Source organism: Actinoplanes sp. NPDC048967 (genome assembly GCF_040649415.1).
Classification (GTDB): Bacteria; Actinomycetota; Actinomycetes; order Mycobacteriales; family Micromonosporaceae; genus Actinoplanes.
Genome location: NZ_JBEZFL010000016.1, coordinates 91,225 through 110,442, shown reverse-complemented (window position 1 = coordinate 110,442; position 19,218 = coordinate 91,225). Strand labels below are relative to the sequence as shown.

At 70.9% G+C, this 19,218-nt stretch carries 16 protein-coding genes; 10 read left to right on the top strand and 6 right to left on the bottom strand.

The window, feature by feature from the left end; translation table 11 throughout:
* Position 1: 1 nt before the first annotated feature.
* Positions 2–1,579, bottom strand: a complete 1,578-nt coding sequence (locus AB0C12_RS42760; RefSeq protein WP_360556824.1) for a CHASE3 domain-containing protein — start codon at positions 1,577–1,579, stop codon at positions 2–4.
* Between the two features lie 186 nt (positions 1,580–1,765).
* Between AB0C12_RS42760 and AB0C12_RS42755 the strand changes: the two genes are divergently transcribed.
* The 4 genes from AB0C12_RS42755 to AB0C12_RS42740 are packed head-to-tail and all read left to right on the top strand — an operon-like array spanning position 1,766 to position 6,720.
* Positions 1,766–3,127: an enolase C-terminal domain-like protein gene (locus AB0C12_RS42755; RefSeq protein WP_360556823.1), complete on the top strand. Its 1,362-nt coding sequence runs from the start codon at positions 1,766–1,768 to the stop codon at positions 3,125–3,127.
* On the top strand, positions 3,124–4,188 hold the full coding sequence (locus AB0C12_RS42750) for a sugar ABC transporter substrate-binding protein (protein ID WP_360556822.1): 1,065 nt from the start codon (positions 3,124–3,126) through the stop codon (positions 4,186–4,188). Before AB0C12_RS42755 ends, AB0C12_RS42750 begins: the two co-directional genes overlap by 4 nt.
* Entirely contained in the window at positions 4,185–5,693 is a 1,509-nt protein-coding gene (locus AB0C12_RS42745; protein WP_360556820.1) for a sugar ABC transporter ATP-binding protein, read from the top strand. Before AB0C12_RS42750 ends, AB0C12_RS42745 begins: the two co-directional genes overlap by 4 nt.
* Positions 5,686–6,720 carry an ABC transporter permease gene (locus tag AB0C12_RS42740; protein ID WP_360556819.1) on the top strand — a complete coding sequence of 345 codons (1,035 nt, stop codon included), beginning with the start codon at positions 5,686–5,688 and terminating at the stop codon, positions 6,718–6,720. The genes AB0C12_RS42745 and AB0C12_RS42740 overlap by 8 nt, the downstream gene beginning before the upstream one ends.
* Positions 6,721–6,728: 8 nt before the next feature.
* Here AB0C12_RS42740 and AB0C12_RS42735 read toward each other — a convergent pair whose 3' ends face one another.
* From AB0C12_RS42735 to AB0C12_RS42725, 3 genes are all read right to left on the bottom strand, one after another.
* Entirely contained in the window at positions 6,729–7,427 is a 699-nt protein-coding gene (locus tag AB0C12_RS42735) for a FadR/GntR family transcriptional regulator (protein WP_360556817.1), read from the bottom strand.
* 109 nt (positions 7,428–7,536) lie between these two features.
* Positions 7,537–8,205, bottom strand: a complete 669-nt coding sequence (locus tag AB0C12_RS42730) for a hypothetical protein (protein ID WP_360556815.1) — start codon at positions 8,203–8,205, stop codon at positions 7,537–7,539.
* A 127-nt stretch (positions 8,206–8,332) separates the two neighbouring features.
* The gene (locus AB0C12_RS42725; protein ID WP_360556814.1) at positions 8,333–8,911 is read right to left on the bottom strand and encodes a dihydrofolate reductase family protein; all 579 of its coding nucleotides are present in this window, start codon (positions 8,909–8,911) and stop codon (positions 8,333–8,335) included.
* A 173-nt stretch (positions 8,912–9,084) separates the two neighbouring features.
* Here AB0C12_RS42725 and AB0C12_RS42720 point away from each other — a divergent pair, with 173 nt between their 5' ends.
* Genes AB0C12_RS42720 through AB0C12_RS42695 form a run of 6 tightly spaced genes read left to right on the top strand, consistent with a single transcriptional unit; the run spans position 9,085 to position 16,771 of the window.
* Positions 9,085–11,712 carry a hypothetical protein gene (locus tag AB0C12_RS42720; protein ID WP_360556813.1) on the top strand — a complete coding sequence of 876 codons (2,628 nt, stop codon included), beginning with the start codon at positions 9,085–9,087 and terminating at the stop codon, positions 11,710–11,712.
* 60 nt (positions 11,713–11,772) lie between these two features.
* A complete protein-coding gene (locus tag AB0C12_RS42715) occupies positions 11,773–12,309 on the top strand; it encodes a hypothetical protein (RefSeq protein ID WP_360556811.1) in 537 nt (178 codons plus the stop codon).
* A gap of 2 nt (positions 12,310–12,311) precedes the next feature.
* Positions 12,312–13,454 carry a DUF4331 family protein gene (locus AB0C12_RS42710; protein WP_360556810.1) on the top strand — a complete coding sequence of 381 codons (1,143 nt, stop codon included), beginning with the start codon at positions 12,312–12,314 and terminating at the stop codon, positions 13,452–13,454.
* Positions 13,451–14,788 (top strand): Dyp-type peroxidase, encoded by a 1,338-nt coding sequence (locus tag AB0C12_RS42705; RefSeq protein ID WP_360556808.1) that lies wholly within the window; start codon positions 13,451–13,453, stop codon positions 14,786–14,788. The genes AB0C12_RS42710 and AB0C12_RS42705 overlap by 4 nt, the downstream gene beginning before the upstream one ends.
* A 17-nt stretch (positions 14,789–14,805) precedes the next feature.
* Positions 14,806–15,669 carry an enoyl-CoA hydratase/isomerase family protein gene (locus AB0C12_RS42700; RefSeq protein ID WP_360556807.1) on the top strand — a complete coding sequence of 288 codons (864 nt, stop codon included), beginning with the start codon at positions 14,806–14,808 and terminating at the stop codon, positions 15,667–15,669.
* A 28-nt stretch (positions 15,670–15,697) separates the two neighbouring features.
* Positions 15,698–16,771 (top strand): sulfite oxidase, encoded by a 1,074-nt coding sequence (locus AB0C12_RS42695; RefSeq protein ID WP_360556805.1) that lies wholly within the window; start codon positions 15,698–15,700, stop codon positions 16,769–16,771.
* A gap of 102 nt (positions 16,772–16,873) precedes the next feature.
* On the opposite strand, the gene AB0C12_RS42690 is transcribed toward AB0C12_RS42695, so the two are convergent.
* Together AB0C12_RS42690 and AB0C12_RS42685 are read right to left on the bottom strand one after the other, a co-directional pair.
* Positions 16,874–17,893, bottom strand: a complete 1,020-nt coding sequence (locus AB0C12_RS42690) for a polysaccharide deacetylase family protein (RefSeq protein ID WP_360556804.1) — start codon at positions 17,891–17,893, stop codon at positions 16,874–16,876.
* Positions 17,894–17,929: 36 nt separating this feature from the next.
* A complete protein-coding gene (locus AB0C12_RS42685; protein ID WP_360556870.1) occupies positions 17,930–18,883 on the bottom strand; it encodes a glycoside hydrolase family 11 protein in 954 nt (317 codons plus the stop codon).
* Positions 18,884–19,218: the final 335 nt, after the last annotated feature.

The following is a 19,218-nucleotide window of genomic DNA, read 5'->3' as shown; positions in this document are numbered from 1 at the left end:
CTCAGTACTTGAACTGGTTGACCAGGGTGTGCAGCGTCGCGCTCATCGTGGCCAGCTCGTTCACCGCCGCCTGGGAGCCCCCGATCGCGGTGGACGTCTCCGTCGCGGCGCCGGCGACCGCCGCCAGGCTGCCGGAGATGTCGCGGCTGCTACCGGAGGCGTCGGAGATGTTGCGGGCCATCTCCGAGGTGGTCGCCGTCTGCTCCTCGACCGCCGAGGCGATGGTGGTCTGGTAGTCGTTGACCTGCAGGATGATCTGGCTCATCCGGTCGATGGCCTCCGTGGTGGCCGTGGCGCTGGTCTGGATGTCGGTCACCCGGCGGCCGATGTCGCCGGTCGCCCGCGCGGTCTCCTGGGCCAGGTCCTTGACCTCGGAGGCCACCACGGCGAAGCCCTTGCCCATCTCCCCGGCCCGGGCCGCCTCGATGGTGGCGTTCAGGGCGAGCAGGTTGGTCTGCTCGGCGATGGCGGTGATCAGCTTGATGACGTTGTCGATCTCGGCCGACGAGGTGCCGAGCTCCTTGACGGTCCGGGTGGCCTCGCTCGCCACGTCGACGGCCTCGGCGCCGGCCCGGCTGGCGTCGGCGGCGTTCGAGGCGATCTCCCGGATCGAAGCGCCCATCTCCTCGGCGCCCGCGGCGACCGTGGTCAGCGCTCCGCTCATCGACTCGGTCGCGTCCGCGACGCCACCGACCTGACGGGACGTGTCGGCGGCCGAGCCGGCGATCTGCTGGGAGCTGGCCGAGAGCTGCTCGGACGCGGCGGCCAACGAGGTGGCCTGGTCGCCGATCTGCCGGATCGTGCCGGCCAGCTTGGCGACGAACCGGTTGAACGCGGCGGCCAGCGGACCGAACTCGTCCTTGCGCGTCTCGTCGACCCGCCGGGTCAGATCACCCTCGCCGTCCGCGATCTCCGACAGCCGGCCGGTCAGCGCGGACAGCGGGCGCAGGATGCTGCGCGCGATCAGGAACGCCAGCACCACGACCAGCAGCGCGGCGATGACGATACCGACCAGGACGGCGGTCCGCGCGCTGTCGGCGGTCTCGGCCGTCGTCGTCGCCCGCTCGTCCAGCAGGCTCGACTCGGCGTCCGACAGTTCCGCGATGACACCTCGGATCTGATCCATGACCGCCTTGCCCTTGTCGGTGAGCACGACGGCCTGCGCGGCGGCGAAGCCGTCGGTGCGGCGCAGTTCGATCGTGTCGGCGAGTTCGGCGAACTTGCTCTGGACCAACGGGCGCAGGGTGGCGATCCGTGCCTGCTGCTCGGCGTTGTCGCTGGTCAACTGGGCGACGGCGGTGATGGCACCGTCGATCGAGTCCTTGGCGCCCTGGTAGGGCGCCAGATACCGGTCCTCACCGGTGATGAGGTAACCGCGCTGCCCGGTCTCGGCGTCCTTGAGCGTCGAGGTGACCACGCTCAGCGCCTCGAGCACCTCGTAGGTGTGCGTCACCCTGCCGCTGTTCTCCTCCAAGGTGGTGGTGCTGCGGTAGGCCACCGCGCCGACGACGCACAGGACCAGCAGCGGAACCGCGAAGGCCGCGATCAATCGGTACTTGATGCGGTGCAACCAACCCATGATGACCTGTCTCCTTTGACCGGCGGCCGTGACCCGGCCCGGGCACCACCCCACGCGGTGCCCCATCTACAAGATCGTCAACTTCACCCCGGAGCTGAGCCCAAGACATCTGATTTTTGCCCGCGACAAGCCCACTAACCTGCACCTATGGACACGGCAGTGCCCCGGAGCCTATAAATACATCAGATGTATGCCGTCTGCTCCGGAGGAGTCCTGGTGACTGAGCGCATCTCGTCCGTCGACACCTTCGACATCCGGTTCCCGACGTCGCGGCAGCGCGACGGGTCCGACGCCATGAACCCGTTCCCGGACTACTCCGCCGCGTACATCGTGTTGCGCACCACGGCCGGCGCCGAGGGCCACGGGTTCGTCTTCACCGTCGGTCGCGGCACGGAGATCGAGGTCGCCGCCATCCGGTCGCTGGCCACGATGGTCACCGGGCTGCCGGTCGACGAACTGGTGGCCGATCCCGGGGCGCTGGCCCGGCGGCTCATCGGCGACAGCCAGATCCGCTGGCTGGGACCGGAGAAGGGGGTCGTGCACATGGCCGCCGGCGCCCTGGTCAACGCGGTCTGGGACCTCGCCGCCCGGCGCGCGGGTCAGCCGTTGTGGCGGCTGCTGGCCACCCTCACCCCGGAGCAGATCGTGGCCCAGATCGACTGGCGCTACCTGCGCGACGCGCTGACCGAGGACGAGGCGCTGGCCATCCTGCGCGACGCCGCCCCCGGCAAGGCCGAGCGCGAACGGACCCTGCTGACCGAGGGCTACCCGGCGTACACGACCACGCCCGGCTGGCTCGGCTACGACGACGAGAAGCTCGCCCGGCTGTGCAAGCAGGCGGTCTCCGACGGCTACCAGCTGATCAAGCTGAAGGTCGGGGCGGACCTCGAGGACGACGTCCGGCGGCTGGCCATCGCCCGGCGCGCGGTCGGCCCGGACGTGCACCTCGCGGTCGACGCCAACCAGGTCTGGGGAGTGTCCGACGCGATCGGCTGGATGCGGGAGCTGGCGCCGTTCGACCCGTACTGGATCGAGGAACCGACCTCGCCGGACGACGTCCTCGGGCACGCCGCGATCCGGTCCGCGCTGGCGCCGATCCGGGTCGCCACCGGCGAGCACATGCACAACGCCGTCATGTTCAAACAGCTGCTGCAGGCCGGCGCCGTCGACGTGGTCCAGATCGACGCCTGCCGCGTCGGCGGGGTCAACGAGAACCTGGCGATCCTGCTGCTGGCGGCGAAGTTCGGCGTCCCCGTCTGCCCGCACGCGGGCGGGGTGGGCCTCTGCGAGCTCGTGCAGCACCTGGCCATGTTCGATTACCTCGCGGTCAGCGGCACGGCCGAGGGCCGCGCCATCGAGTACGTCGACCACCTGCACGAGCACTTCACCGCCCCGGTACGCATCGAGAACGGCCGCTACATGGCGCCCCGGACGGCCGGGATGAGCGCGCAGATGCTGCCGGCGACCCTGACGGCGTACCGGTATCCCGACGGCCCCCGCTGGGCCGGTCTTGATCCATCAGCAGGCATCAGGGAAGGACATCGATGAACCGGAGAATGCTGCTCGGTCTGGCGGTCGTCACGACGGTCGGCGTCGCGCCGGCCCTGGCCGGCTGCAACCGCGACTCGCCGGCGGCCGACGGCGGCGGGGCCACGGCCCCGATCGTCGGCGTCGACTACCCGAGGTCGGACACCGACTTCTGGAACTCCTACATCCGGTACGTGCCCGAGTCCGCCCGGGCCCTGGGCGTCGAGCTCAAGACGACGAACTCGCAGAACGACGTGGCCACCCTGATCTCGAACGTGCAGACGTTCGTCAGCCAGGGCGTCAAGGCCGTGGTGATGGCCCCGCAGGACACCGCCGCCATCGCACCCAGCCTCGACCAGCTCGCCACCAAGAAGATCCCGGTCGTCACCATCGACACCCGGCCCGACACCGGATCCGTGGCCATGGTGGTGCGGGCCGACAACCGCGCCTACGGCACCAAGGCGTGCCAGTTCCTGGGGGCCAAGTTGGGCGGCAAGGGCAAGGTCGTGATGCTCCAGGGTGACCTCGCGTCGATCAACGGCCGCGACCGCACCGAGGCCTTCAACGACTGCATGAGCAAGGACTTCCCCGGTATCAAGGTCTTCGGCGAGGTGACCGACTGGAAGGGCGACGTCGCGGCGTCCAAGCTGCAGACGCGGCTGGCGTCCGACCCCGACGTCAAGGGCGTCTACATGCAGTCGTCGTTCGCGCTCTCCGGCACCAAGCAGGTGCTCAAGCAGAAGGGCCTGCTGGTGCCCCCGACCGACCCCAAGCACGTCTTCATCGTCTCCAACGACGGGATTCCGGAGGAGCTCAAGGACATCAAGGCCGGCCTCATCGACGCGACGGTCAGCCAGCCCGCCGACCTGTACGCCAAGTACGGGCTCTTCTACGCCAAGGCGGCCATCGACGGCAAGACCTTTCAGCCCGGGCCGACCGACCACGACAGCACCATCATCAAGGTGCGCGACGGCCTGCTCGAGGATCAGCTCTCCGCGCCGCTGGTCACCGCGGACGGCGCGACGATCGGCGGTGAGAAGACGGCGAAGTACGACGACAAGTCGCTGTGGGGAGCCTCATGACAGCCGCGGCGCCGGTCGTCGAGGCCGCCGACATCAGCAAACGCTACGGGTCCACAGTGGCGCTCGACCAGGCTGCCATCACGGTCCGGGCCGGCGAGACGCACGCCCTGGTCGGTCGCAACGGGGCCGGGAAGTCGACGATGGTCGCCATGCTGACCGGGCTGCAGGCGCCGGACACCGGCCGGATCACGTTCGGCGGACGGCCCGCCCCGCCGCTCGGTGACCGGGACGCGTGGCGCCGGCAGGTGGCCTGCGTCTACCAGAAGTCGACGATCATCCCGACCCTCACCGTCGCCGAGAACCTGTTCCTGAACCGGCACGACCGCGGCGCCGGAGGGCTCATCCGCTGGGGTGCGCTGCGCCGCTCCGCGCGCGAGCTGCTGGCGACCTGGTCGGTCGACGTGGACGTGGACCAGCCGGCGTCCGCCCTGACCGTCGAGCAGCGGCAGTTCGTGGAGATCGCCCGCGCGCTGTCGTTCGGCGCCCGCTTCATCATCCTCGACGAGCCGACCGCCCAGCTCGACGGCACCGGCATCACCCGGCTCTTCGCCCGCATCGAGGCCCTGCGCGCGCAGGGCGTCACCTTCCTGTTCATCAGCCACCACCTGCAGGAGATCTACGAGATCTGCGACGTGGTGACCGTCTTCCGCGACGCCCGGCACATCCTCACCACCGAGGTGGCCGAGCTCGACCGCACCGCCCTGGTGGCGGCGATGACCGGTGAGGACGTGAGCCTGGCCGGCGACACCCATCGGCGGCCGCCGGCCGCCGATGCCGAGGTCCGCGTCGTCGTCCGCGACCTGGTGACGGCGTCCGGCGCCGAGGCGTCGTTCCAGGCCCGCGCGGGTGAGGTGATCGGGCTGGCCGGCGGGGGCGGCAGCGGCAAGTTCGAGGTGGCCGAGGCCCTGGTCGGCCTGGCCCGGCCGGCCGCCGGCACGGTCACCGTCGACGGCCGTACGCTGCGGCGGGGCAGCGTGCCGGACGCACTCGCGGCCGGCGTGGGCCTCGTCCCGCAGGACCGGCACCGGCAGGGCCTGGTGCCGCTGCTGTCCGTCGCCGAGAACATCACCATGACCGTGCCCGAGCGGGTCGGCCGGCGCGGTCTCATCTCGTCGGCCCGCCGCGATGCCTTCGCCGGCCGGTTCATCACCGACCTGGCCATCAAGGCGTCCGGCCCGCAGGTGCCCGTGTCCGACCTCTCCGGAGGCAACCAGCAGAAGGTGGTCATGGGCCGGGCCCTGGCCGGCGACCCCCGGCTGCTGGTCCTCATCACGCCGACCGCCGGCGTGGACGTGCGATCCAAGCAGACCCTGCTCGGCGTGGTCGAGCAGGTACGCCGGCGCGGCACCGCCGTGCTGGTCGTCTCCGACGAACTCGACGATCTGCGCGTCTGCGACCGGGTCCTGGTCATGGTCCGGGGCCGGATCGTGCGGGACATGCCGTCCGGCTGGCGCGACAACGACCTGGTAGCCGCCATGGAAGGGGTCGATCTCGACCATGTCTGACACGCTCTCCGGCACCACCGCTCCCCCGGCCGCCCCGGCACCGCCGGCCACCCGCCGTACCCTCGCCCTGGCCCGGCTGCGCGACCTCGCGCTGGTGCCGGCCATCATCGCGGTCGCCATCGTGGGTTTCATCGTCAGCCCGGTGTTCCTGCAACCGGACAACATCATCAACGTGCTGCAGAGCATGTCCGAGATCGCCATCGTCGTGCTGGCCGAGACCCTGGTGCTGCTGGCCGGGAAGATGGACCTGTCGCTGGAGTCGACCTTCGGGCTGGCGCCGGGCGTCGCGGCCTGGCTGATCGTCGACCCGGCGGTGACCCACGGCCTCGGCGTGCACGCCCTGCCGGGCGCCCTCGCCGTCCCGCTGGTGCTGCTGACCGGCGCGCTGATCGGCGCCTTCAACGGCCTGCTGATCGTGCGCTTCGGGCTCAACGGCTTCATCGTCACGCTCGGCATGCTCATCGTCCTGCGCGGCCTGCTCACCGGCATCTCCGGCGGCAAGACCTTCTTCGCCCTGCCGGCGTCGATGACCTACCTCGGCTCCACGTCCTGGCTGGGCGTGCCGGCGTCGATCTGGATCACCCTGGCCCTGTTCGCCGTGGCCGTCGTGGTCCTCGGCTACACCCGCGCCGGGCGTTCGCTGTACGCGATCGGCGGCAACGTCGACGCCGCCCGCGCGGCCGGCATCCGGACGGACCGGGTCGTCTGGCTGACCCTGATCATCGCCGGCACGCTGGCCGCCCTCGCGGGCCTGCTGATCAGCGGACGGCTCGCGTCGGTCACCGCGGCGCAGGGCGACGGGGCGATCTTCCAGGTCTTCGCCGCGGCCGTCATCGGCGGCGTCAGCCTCAACGGCGGCAAGGGAACCGTCTTCGGGGCCTTCACCGGCGTGCTGCTGCTCTTCATGATCATCAACGTGCTGACGCTGGGCGGCGTGCCGGCCCAGTGGACCAACTTCCTCAACGGTGCGGTCATCCTGGTCGCGCTGGTCGTCTCCCGGATCACCGGCGGCAAGGCCCAGACCTGACCGTCACGCTACAGCTGCTGCCGCGGTGCGGCCGCCAATACCGTACGCAGCCACGACTCCGACGTGTTCACGTGGATCAGCGCGCTCGCCTGGGCCAGCAACTGGTCCCGGTCCCGGAGTGCGCGGTAGATCGCCTCGTGCTCGTTGAGGGTGACGTGCGCGGAGCCACCCTCGATCAGCCCCCGCCACACCCGCGCCCGCAGCGTCTGCCCGGAGAGCCCGTCGAGCAGCGAGGTCAGCGTCTCGTTGCCGGTGACCGCGATGACCGTCCGGTGGAACGCGGCGTCGTACCGGATGAGCTGCTCGGCGTCCTCCGCCGCCCCCCGCATGTCCTCGAGGATCCCGCCCAGCCGGGCCACGTCGGCGTCGGTGATCCGCAGCGCGGCGATGCCGGTGGCCACCGGCTCCAGCATCCGCCGCACCTCCATGACCTCCAGCAGGGTGTCGTCGCGAAGCAGCTCGACGGCGACGCCCAGACCCTCCAGCAGCAGCCGCGGCGCCAGACTCGTCACATAGGTGCCGTCGCCGCGGCGCACGTCGAGCACGCGGGCCGCCTCGAGAACCTTGACGGCCTCCCGGACGCCGCTGCGGGACAGGCCCATCTCCTGCGACAACTGCTGCTCGGTGGGCAGCCGGGCGCCCGGAGGCAACTCCCCCGACTGGATCAGCCCACGGATCCGCGTGATCGCCTCGTCGGTCAGCGCCACCGGATCCCCCTGCCAGCCATGCGGCCGATCCTACCGAGCCCTGACCGCTGGTCCGGCGCAGATCCGGCGGAGTCACACCGACCGTGCCGGCGGCCGGGACGATCGGCTGTCAGTGGCCGTCCGGCTGGGCCCAGGGGTCGCTCGCCGGGATGCTGCCGGTGTGCGGTGGCAGGTCACGCTGCGCGGGAACGCCGAACGGCTGCGGTGTGCCCCCGCTCGGCGTGTCCTGGCCGAAGTGCGGTGGGGGCGCCATGACCAGCACGTACCGGTTGCGCTGGACGGTCTCGAAGAAGCGGTTGGACGGCGGCAGGGCGAGCAGCACCAGCGCCCCCAGCGCGGCCAGGACGGTCAGCGCGTCGAGCAGGCCGGCGCTGATGCCGTACGCGGCCGGCATGAACCGCGCGGCCGTCCCCTCGCCCGCGGAGCCGGACGGCGCGTGGATGGGGTCCGACAGGTTGCCGAGCCCGCCGCACACCAGGAAGATCCCGCCGAGCACGTACGTGGTGACCCGGGCGTTCTTGCGGCCGTCGCCGTTGAGCACGGCCAGCAGGGCGGCCCCGCCGACGAAGAAGATGTCGAGTGTCGCGCTGACGATGCTGCCGAGCCCGGACCCGGTGTCGCCGGTGTAGGCGTCCTTGTAGACGCTCAGGTCCGTGTTGACGAAGACCAGCTCGACGACCGCGGACAGCAGGGAGAGCCCCGCGACACCGAACAACAGCGCGGACGCGAACCGCACAGTGGTCGGTGACCGCGGGGGTACCGGTGGTGCCAGACGCATGCGAGACAAGGTAGTCGCTCGGGGCCGGAAGCGGCGGGCCCGGCCGATGGCGCAGCTCGGGAAGGGCTCGGAGGGCACGTTTTCGTGCTCGTCCGTGACCGCGCCGCAGCGGGCGCGGGGGACGCCGTCAGTGGGCGGTGGGCCGGTAGACCAGTTCCTGGGTGTGGCCGTCGAGGGTCCGGCTCTCCAGCAGCTCGAGGTCGAAGTCCCCCGCCCCACCGAGGATCGGGCTGGTCCCGGTCCGGCCGGAGATGACCGGGAAGATCGTCACCTGGATGCGGTCGACCAGGCCGGCGGCCAGCAGGGCCCAGTTCAGCGACAGGCTGGCCTGCGAGCGCAGCGGCACCTCCGACTCCTGCTTGAGCCGGGTGACGATCTCCACCGCGTCCCCGCTGACGATGGTCGCGTCCGGCCAGCCCAGGGTGTCCCGCAACGTCGACGAGATCACCGTGGCCGGCATGCGCATGGTGCGGACGTTCCACTCGTCGAGCGAGTGGGGATCGATGCCCGAGGACATGATCTCCGCGTTCTCCCGGAACGTGGTGGCCCCGAAGACCATCCGCTGCTCGGTGCCGAACTGGGCGGCCCGGTGCGCGAGCAGCTCGGGGCCCTGCTTGCTCCAGTAGCCGCCCCAGTCCGCCCCCTCGGCGTACGAGCCGTAGCCGTCGAGGGTGGAGAACACGTCCCAGGTGTAGACAGCAGTCATGTCAGTTCCTCCTTGATCGGCAGTCTCACCCTCTCCACGAACACGCCGGCACCGATCCGACAGGACACGCGGTGCGGATTCCCGCGTGCTGACTCGTTCCCGTCAGATGCGTGGACGGCGGACGCCCGGCGGCGTAGGAACGGCTCACCCCTCCGATTCCGAGGTGCGACGCCATGACCCGAACGCAGGAGCACCTGGACGTCCCGGGACCGGCCGTGCCCGTGCCCGACGGTGATCTCGACTGGCCGTGCACCCTCGACGAGCACGGCGTCACCGAGATCCGGGTGCACGGGGTCGGCGGCGGCTCACCGACGGCCATGCTGGACGACCCGGCGGCCCGGCAGGTGTCCGGTGACCAGGTGGCCGGCTTCTGGCGCGGGCGCGACCAGCTGATCGACGGCCGGCCCCGGTGGCACCGGGAGGTGTACTCGTGGGGCGGCCTGACCTCCCAGGCGCTCAGCAGCGCCCTGTGGCTCATGTTGCTGCCGTTCGCGCTGGTCAATCTGGCCGGCTGGATGGCGCTGGGCCGGCGCAGCGGGGCGGGCGCCGAGCGGGGCGAGGTGCGCGTCGGCTGGCTCGTCGTGCTGCAGCAGAGCCTGGTCCGGGTCATCGGGCTGGGCGTCACCTGGCTCTATCTGCTCTTCGCCGCGCAGATCGCGATGGACCTGGCCGGCTGGCAGTGCGTCCAGGTGTCCTGCCGGGCCGTCACGGCCTGGGAGAAGATCGGCCTGGCCGGGCATCCGTTCCGGGCGGTCGCGGTGGCGGCGCTGGTCCCGCTGGTCCTCGTCGGCGGGCTGTGGCGGCTGAGCTCGGTCAGCAAACAGCGGTACGACGAGCACGGCGACGACCCGGGCATCGTCCGTCCCCGGGCCGGGCTGCCGGCCCGGATCACGCTGACCAGTCCGCGGTTCTGGACCCGGCACACCTACAACGAGTCGACCCGCCGGCTGCACCTGGCCTCGGCGCTGCTGGTCATCGCGTACCTGTTGCTGCGGGTCGCCCGCGAGGGCGACCGGTTCCCGGCCGTCACGGACCTGTTGTCCCTCGTGGTCGTGGCCCTGCTGGTGCTGTCGACGATCAGTGCCGGCTGGGCCTGGCTGTGCCGCCGGGTCTTCCGGCGTCCCCGCCTCGCCTTCGCCACGGCCGGCGCTCTGCTCCTGGTGGCCGCCCTCGTGGCGTGGCTGCAGCCGGCTCGCGAGCAGAGCGATCCGGGCGTCATGCCGGGGATCGTCATGTTCCTCGACTCGGTGCTCCTGCTGATCTACGTGCTCGGCTTTCTGCACGGTGTCGTCGCCGTCGTCGCCCGGCACCAGGTCCGCACGGCGAGCTGGGCCCGTCCGGCGGCGTTCCCCGCGCCGGTCATCGCCCTGGTGGTCGCCGTGGTGCTGACCCTGTCCGTGTGGTCCGGCTTCGTGGTGTGGGTGGCGCGCTGGTTGAGCGGCGAGGCGCGGCCGACCGCCGGCGCGGCCGCCGACGTCATGTCCTATCCCGGGTCGTACACCGCTTCCGCCCAGCTCAACGTCATCGGCGCGGGCCTGATCGTGGTGCTGGTGGGCCTGGTCGCCGGCGCGTCGCTGTGGCACCGGCGCCGGCATCCCGGACGGGCGCTCGCGGCCGAGTTCGCGCATTGGCGGCGCCACTCGCTGCCCGGGGCGAAGCACCTCGCCGAGGGCAAGGGCCGCGATGCGGGCTGGCTGCGGTCGGTACGCACCTGGATGTGGTTCGCCGGCGGGGCCCGCTGGCTGGAGTTCCTGGTCGTGGCCGCGGTCGTGTTCAGCACGCTGAGCCTGATCCTGTACGCGATCTGGGTCTTCCCGGAATGGCGGGGCGAGAAGCTGGGGGCGGCCCTCACGCTGGCGATGGCGGTGGCGCTGTTCTGCGCCGGGCTCTGTGCCTTCGCCGCGGCCGGCGACGCGTCGAGACCCCGGCCGCTGCGGGCCGCCGCCGGTGTCACCTTTCTGGTCTGCCTGGCCCTGGTCGGGTGGGCGGTCCGGCAGGGCGTACCGCGGGTGACCCTGCAGACGCCGGCGCTGCCGGACTGGTGGCCGCTCAACGAGGGTTTCGCCACCACCGTGCTCACCCTCATTCCGGTGGCCGGGGTGCTCGTGCTGCGCCGGGCGATCCGCAGCAACAGCACCCGGCGGACGGTCGGCGTCGCCTGGGACATCACCACGTTCTGGCCGCGCGGCTTCCACCCGCTGGCCCCGCCGAGCTATGCCCAGCGGGCGGTTCCCGACCTGGTGCTACGGGTACGCCACCTGCTGAAGGCGGGGCATGCCGTCGTGCTGTGCGGTCACAGCCAGGGCGCGGTGCTGACCGTGGCGACGCTCGCCCAGCTCACCGATCTTCCGCCGGAGCAGCGTTCCCGGCTGTCCGTCGTGACCTACGGCAATCCGCTGGCCCACCTGTACATGCGGTGGTTCCCGGCCTACATCAACGACTGCCTGGTGAAGGAGTGCGCCGAGGTCCCCGGCGGGCGCCGGTGGGTGAACTTCTACCGGCACACCGACCCGGTCGGCCGGGAGCTGTTCCGCAAGGCGGGCGGCAGCGCGGCCACCACGCCGGCGGTGGAGTACGCCGACTGCTGGCTACCCGACCCGCCCGTGGACCTGCGACGTCCCGGCGACGGGTGGCCACGGGTCCGGCACCACGGCAACGGAGGTTACGTGTGGCAGGCGGCGACCGCGGCTCACCTCCGGCAGGAGGCCGAGCGACTGGACGCTCTCATCGCGGCCGGCGAGAGCGAGCTCGACGATGTCGCAACAGGTGTGCAGGGCCCGGCACTCACCCCACACGGGTGAGGTGAGCGGTTATCCGCCGGTTCGATACTGGGGCTCCGCTCGCAGGAAGGCGACACGCCGATGGCAGCCCAAGTATCGCCCGGCCCAGGTCTCCAGGTCGGTCCGACCAGTGAGTTCTCCCTGTTCTTCCATGTCCGGACCGGGCGCGGTCCGGCCCTGCGCGCGGCGCTGAAGGCGCTGCAGGCGTCGCCGGGCTACCGGCCCGGTGACTACGACCTGCCGATCGCGGTGATCCACGAGGCCCGGTTCGTGCTGTTCGACGACGATACCCGGCTGCTCTTCGCGACCAGCTTCGACGGACCGTGGGAGTCGTACATGGTCGACTTCGCGTCGAAACCGTTGAAGCTGTTCGCCGAGATCTTCCAGCACCTGGAGGGCTACACGGGCCTGCCGGACCTGGAGTCGGTCCGCAAGTTCATCCTGAGCGCCCAGGTGACCGCCAGCGCGTATGCCCGCAACTACGGCAGGACGGTCAAGGAGATCCGCAAGGCGGAGCGGGTGAACCGGGCCTTCCAGCAGGTTCTCGACGGCCCGGCGGCGGCCGAGGCGCTCCAGGCGCCGGCGCTCGCGCCGCTGCTCGCCGAGGCGGCCGACTGATCATGTCCGACCACATCTCGGGGCCGCGCGCGCTGGCCGAGCCGATCGCCGACATCACCGACGTCTACGCGTTCCCCAGCCCGGAGAACCCGGGACACCTCGTCCTGGTGGTCAACACCCTGCCGTTCGCCCGGCCGGACGGGCGCTTCTCCGACGGGCTGATCTACCGGTTCCGGCTGCGGCCGCTGACGTTGCGCGACGATCCGGTCGGTTCCCGGCGCTACGACACCGGTACGGAGGAGTTCGTCTTCGACTGCGTCTTCTCCGACCCGGCCGAGGCCGGCGGAGCGCAGACCGGCTCCTGCCGAACGCCCGCCGGTGAGCGGATCCCCTTCCCGGTGGACGATCCGGGCGGCGGCAAGGGCGGCGGGGTGCGCGTGTTCGCCGGCCCCCGCTGGGACCCGTTCATCCTGGACGCCCCGGCGGCGCTGAAGACCGTCGCGACCGGCCGGCTGGCGTTCACCGACCCGTCAGCGATCTTCCTGGACGGCAAGAACGTGCTCGGCATCGTGATCGAGGTCGACTGCGCGCAGGTGTTCGGCGAGCGGGTCGAGCTGGTCGGGGTCATCGCGGAGACCCTGACCAGGGGCCGGCACAACGTCCGGATCGAGCGGACCGGACGGCCGGAGGTGAAGAACCTGCTGCTCGGCCCGAAACAGTTCGACCAGGTCAACCGGGACCTGGAGATCCGTGATCTGTACAACATGGAGGACGCGTTCCACCTGGCCGACGGCTATCTCGGGGCGTACCGGGCCCGGCTCAACGCGAACCTGGCCTTCTGGGACTCCCTCGACGGCCGGGTGGACTGGCCGGCGGACGCGCGGGGCGATCATCCGCTGGTGGATCTGGTGCTCGCGGATCATCTCGTCGTCGACGTCGGGAAGCCGTATCCCGAGAACGGCACCTTCCTGGAGATCGAGCGGGCCGCGCTGGCCGGGTCCGAGCACCTGACCTGCGGCGGGCGGGCGCTCAATGACGACATGATGGACACCTTCCTCACCTTCCTGATCAACGCCGGCCACGGTCCGGTGATTCGGGACGGCGTCGACCGGTCCACCCGGCCGGCCACGCGGACTTTCCCGTATCTCGCCGAGGCGAACCCGGAGCCTCCGCGGCCGCCCGCACACCACCACGGCCGGCCATGACTGACGCCGGCCCCCTCGACCTCGACGACATCCAGGCCGGCGCGCTGCACGAGCGGCCGTCGCCGTACGTCGGCACCTATGTGCTGTTGCGGATCGACGACCGGCAGGGCGGACGCGATTTCGTCCGCCGGGTGATCCCGCTGCTGTCGCCGGCCCGCTCGGTCGCCGCGAGCACCCCGGCGGCCTGGCTGACGGTGGCCTTCACCTACCAGGGCCTGAAGGCGCTCGGCGTGCCACAGCAGTCGCTGGACAGCTTCTCGCCCGAGTTCCGCCAGGGGATGGCCGCCCGCGCGGCGCTCCTCGGTGACGTCGGCGAGAGCGCACCCGAGAACTGGGATGAACCGCTCGGCGGCGGCGACGTGCACATCGCGCTCGCCGTCCTCGCGCCGGACCGCGCCGGCCTCGACCAGGTGGCCGACCAGGCACGCCGGGCCCAGCACGAGTTACCGGGCATCGCGGTGATCTGGCGCCAGGACTGCTACCAGCTGCCGACCGGCCGCACCTCGTTCGGATTCAAGGACGGGATCGGGCAACCGGCGGTGGCGGGCGTGACGGCGCCGCTCCCGCATCCCGCCGAACCCCCGATCAGCGCCGGCGAGTTCATCCTCGGCTACCCGGACGAGACCGGCGTACCGGCGCCCATGCCGGCCCCGGACGTGCTCGGCCGCAACGGCACCTACATCGTGTTCCGCAAGCTGCACACCCGGGTCGCCGCCTACCGCCGCTACCTGCGCGAGAAGGCGGCCGACCGGCGGGAGGAGGCCCTGCTCGGGGCGAAGATGGTGGGGCGCTGGCCGAGCGGCGCGCCGCTCGCGGTGGCGCCGGAGCGCGACGATCCGGAGCTCGGGAAAGATCCGGAACGCAACAACGACTTCCGGTACGGCGATGACCCGCGCGGGTTCAGGTGCCCGGCCGGCGCCCATGCCCGCCGGGCCAACCCCCGCGACGCCCTGGACCACGAGAACACCGTCGATGTGCGCCTGCACCGGATGATCCGCCGCGGCACGAGTTACGGCCCGATCCTGCCGGACGGCGTGCTCGACGACGACGGCGCCGACCGGGGCATCATCTTCGTCTTCGCCGGGGCGCACCTGGACCGGCAGTTCGAGTTCGTCAAGACCCAGTGGCTCAACGACGGAATCTTCATCGGGGCGCCGGGAGAGAGCGATCCCCTCGTCGGGCCGCGCACCGGCACCGGCACCTTCACCGTTCCGCGACGGCCGGTCCGCCGGCGCCTGCCGGACGTGCCACCGTTCGTCATCACCCGGGGCGGGGAGTACTGCTTCGCCCCCGGGCTGCGCGGTCTGCGCTGGCTGGCCGACCTCACCACCTGAGCTCGCAAGGAGACGGCATGACACACGCGACCGGCACGGAACGCTGGAAGATGCTGGATTTCGGGCCGCCGGCCCCGGACGACGCCGACCCGCGCCGATCGGTGCTGCTGGACTGTCCGGGTGACGGCGCGGTCGCGGTGATCACTCTGCATCGCCCGCAGGCCGACAACGCGATCACCACCGAGATGGGTGCCCGGCTGACCGAGGTGTTGGAGACCATCGCGGTCCGCCCGGCGGTCCGGGTGGTGATCCTCACCGGCGCCGGCACCCGCGCCTTCTCCGTCGGCAGCGACCTGCGGCAGCGCAAGTCCATGACCAAGGAGCAGTGGCTGCGCCAGCGGCAGGACTTCGACCGGACCCTCTACACCCTGCGCCAACTGCGCAAGCCGATCTTCGCCGCGGTCAACGGCATCGCGTACGGCGGCGGCTGCGAGATCGCCCAGAGCACCGATTTCATCATCGCGGCCGAGCACGCCACCTTCGGCCAGCCGGAGACGATGATCGGGCTGGCGGCCGGTGGCGGGTCGCCCGCGCTGCTGCCCCGGGTCCTTCCGCCGGGGCGGGCCCTGCAGATGCTGATGACCGGTGACCCGATCGACGCCCAGGAGGCGTACCGGCTGGGCATGGTCAACGAGGTGCTGTCCGCCGACGAGCTGATGCCGGCGGCCCACCGCATCGCCGACAGGATCGCCAGCAACTCCCCCACCGCGGTGCAGGCGGTCAAACGGGCCGTCCGGATGGGTGAGGGCCAACCGATCGAGCAGGCCATCGCGATCATGATGGAGGCCCATTGGCGCTCGGCGGTCCACCCGGACCGGGTCGAGGGCATCGGCGCGTTCAACGACGACCGTGATCCGCATTTCCAGGATCCCGACTACTGATCTCCGCTGAATCCGAGGAGCGCCCGCCATGACTGTCACCGATGCCGTCGCCCGCAACCGCGCCGCCCTGCGAATGATCAAAGAGGAGCCGTTCAACGCCGAGGCCCCGCCGGCCGGCCTGCGCACGGAGACCACGCCGACCGAACTGCACTACGTACGCAGCAACTTCGCCCTACCGGAGCACGACGGCGTCCTGCGGGTGGGCGGCGCGGTGGCGAACCCGCTGGAACTCTCCCTCGACGACCTGCGGGATCTGCCCGCCGTGGAGCAGGCTGTCACTCTCGAATGCGCCGGAAACGGCCGTCTCGACATGCGACCACTGCCGACCGGGGAACCCTGGGGCGGTTACGCGGTGTCGACCGCGCGGTGGAAGGGCGCCCGCCTGGCCGACGTGCTCGCCCGCGCACGACCCGCCGCCGACGGCGTCGAGCTCCGCTGCGAGGGCGCCGACCACGGCAAGTACCACCTCAGTTCGATTCTCGAGCAGGACGACGCCGACATCACCTTCGTCCGCTCGATGTCGCTGGCCCCGGCGAGCGACCCGGGCGCCGGGATCCTGATCGCCTACGAGATGAACGGCCGGCCGCTCGAAGCCGATCACGGCTACCCGTTCCGCCTGGTGGTGCCGCACTGGTACGCGGTCGCCTCGGTGAAATGGCTCCGGCGGCTCGACGTGATCACCGAGCCCTTCGCCGGCGAGTTCCAGACCGGCCACTACGTCTACCAGTGGCCCGACAAGCCGTTCGAGCCGGTCACGCTGATGCGGGTGCGGGCCCGCATCACCGACCCGGCGGACTCCGCCACGGTCCCGGCCGGCACCCGTACGATCCGCGGCAAGGCCTGGTCCGGCAGTGGAGCGATCACCGAGGTCGGCGTGAGTTTCACCGGCGAGAGCGGGTGGAGCCCCGCGGTGGTCGAGCCGGCGAAGGGCCCGTACCAGTGGCAGGACTGGAGCTACGAGTGGCAAGCCACGCCCGGTCGGCACAGCCTGCGGGCCCGCGCCACCGACGCCTCGGGCGACGTGCAACCCGAGGTGCCGCCGTGGAACCGCCTCGGCTACGGCAACAACGCCGTCGAGGTCACCTACGTCGACGTGCGCTGACCTCACGGCGGCCGGCCGCCGTGAGGTCAGCCACCGGGCGTGCGCGCGGATTGCCGGCCGATCGGTGGCGCGGCAGCCGCGGCTGCCGCGCCACCATCCGGTTCAGCCCACTCGACAGGAGACTGTCGGCCAGGTGGTGCTGCCGTTCTTCTGAATCGTCACGCCGAAGTTGTTGCCGCTGCCGTTGGGCTGGGCGACGAGTTGTTGCGCGCTCGGGTAGCTCGCGTTGATGTTCCAGGTGGAGAGGACCCTCTCCGGAGCCGGGATGTTCATCGTCACGGTCCACGTGTTCGAGCCGCTGACGGCGACGTTCAGGTTGTACCGGTCGTTCCAGCTCTGACCGGCCGACAACGTGGCGGTGCAGCTGCCGCCGCCCTGCGGCGGTGGCGTCGTCGTCGGGTTCGGGTTCGGCGTCGTCGGGTTGGAGGAGCCGGTCGGGGCGACCGCCCGGCCGGTCGACGGGGAGATCATGCCGGCGCACAGGTTGCGGCTGGCCAGACCCTGGGCGATACGCGGGATGGCGGCCAGGGTGTTGGCCGGCCAGTCGTGCATCAGGATGATCTGGCCGTTGGTGAGCCGGGCGTTGGCCGCCACGATGGCGTCGGTGCTGGCGTTGTTCCAGTCCTGCGAGTCGACGTCCCAGATGATCTCGGTCAGGCCGTACTTCTGCTCGACCGAGCGCAGGGTCTGGTTGGTCTCACCGTACGGCGGGCGGAACAGCTTGGGCGTGCCACCGCCGGCGTTGGCGATCGCCGTCTGCGTACGGCTGATCTCCGAGTCCATGCTGGCCTGGCTGCCCTGCGTCAGGTGGGCGTGGGAGTAGCTGTGGTTGCCGACCCACATGCCCGCGTCGACCTGGGCCCGGACCAGCCCCGGGTTCTGCGAGGCATAGTTGCCCTGGTTGAACATGGTGGCCCGCAGGCCGTTCTGGCGCAGCGCGTTCAGCAGGGCCTGGGTGTTGCCCGACGGGCCGTCGTCGAAGGTCAGTCCGACGTAGCCGTTACAGGTGGCCGCCTGGGACGGCGTGGCGGTGACCGTGGTGGCGACGAGGCCGAAGGCGGCCAGGGCGGCGACCGTCAGACCGGTCAGCGACCTTCTCCACCGACGTGATGGGGTTTGCATGCGGCGCGTTCCTCCTCTCGGATTCGGCTGACCGGGTCAGCCGGCCTGGCACGAGACGCTCGGCCAGGTGGTACTGCCGTTCTTCTGGATCGTCACGCCGAAGTTGTTGCCGCTGCCGTTCGGCTTGGCGACCAGGGTCTGGGCGCTGGGATAGCTCGCGGAGATGTTCCAGGTCGACATGACCTTCTGCGGGGCCACGACGTTCATCGTCACGGTCCAGTTGCTGGAGCCGCTGACCGCGACGTTGAGGTTGTAGCGGTCGGACCACGAGTCACCGGCGGTCACCGCGGCGGTGCAGCCACCACTACCACCGGGCGGCGGGGTGGTCGTCTGGCCCGGGTTCGGGACCGTGGTGCCACCGCTGCTCACGGTGATGTTCGAGCTGCCGCTGCTCTGGTAGCCCTCGGTCGCGATGATCTGGTAGTCGTGCGAGCCGAGCTGCAGGCCGGAACGGGTCCAGGCGTCGAAGTGGTTGCCGGTGGTGATGGTGCCGCTGCTGCGGTGCTGCTGGCGCACGCTCCAGTACTGGTAGAACGTGGAGCTGTCGCCCTCGATCGACGGCTTGTTGACCCGCTGGGTGCGGTAGACGTCGTAGGTGCCGCCGTCCGAGGTCACCGTGCCCAGCCGGGTCGCGCCGGTGCTCGGGTTGTAGTTGCCGAAGTTCTCGACCACGTAGTACTCGACCAGCGGGTTGCGGGTCCAGCCGTAGAGCGCCAGGTAGCCGTTGCCGTTGACGTTGAACGAGCCGGAGTAGTTGATCGTGCGCCGGGCACCGGTCGCCCAGCCCTTGCCACCGACCCAGTTGTTGACGTTGCTCCACTGGGAGGTGTAGTTGCCGTCCGGCCCCAGCGTCATGGAGACGTTGCCGCTGTCCTTCCAGAACGAGAAGAAGTAGCCGTTGTGGCTGCCGGTGGTGTTCGACGTGACGGTCCGGTTGGCCTCGGCGCTGGCGTCGACCGCCATCGCGGTGCCGGCGAGGGCGATCGCCATGGCGCAGCCGACTCCGAACAGCGTTCTGACCAGGCCGCGCCGGCGGCCCTTCGGTTGCACGGGAGCTACTTGCATCGCGGACGTCCTCCTCGGGGGAAGCCTGGCGGGGCGACCAGGCGGGGTTCATGTCCATCTATCGATTGACGGCTGAAGTATCGATGGATGGTCCGCGCGAAGTCAACAACTTCCGGAAACACACCGGAATTACGAACTCGGACAAAAAGCCACCCGTCGCGTATTTACGCAGTTCAACCCACTGATGAGAGAGCGCGGAGATCAGGCGACGGCTCGCAATCCGTCCGTTATGTCGTCCGCCTGAGGATCGGCCGTTGCCG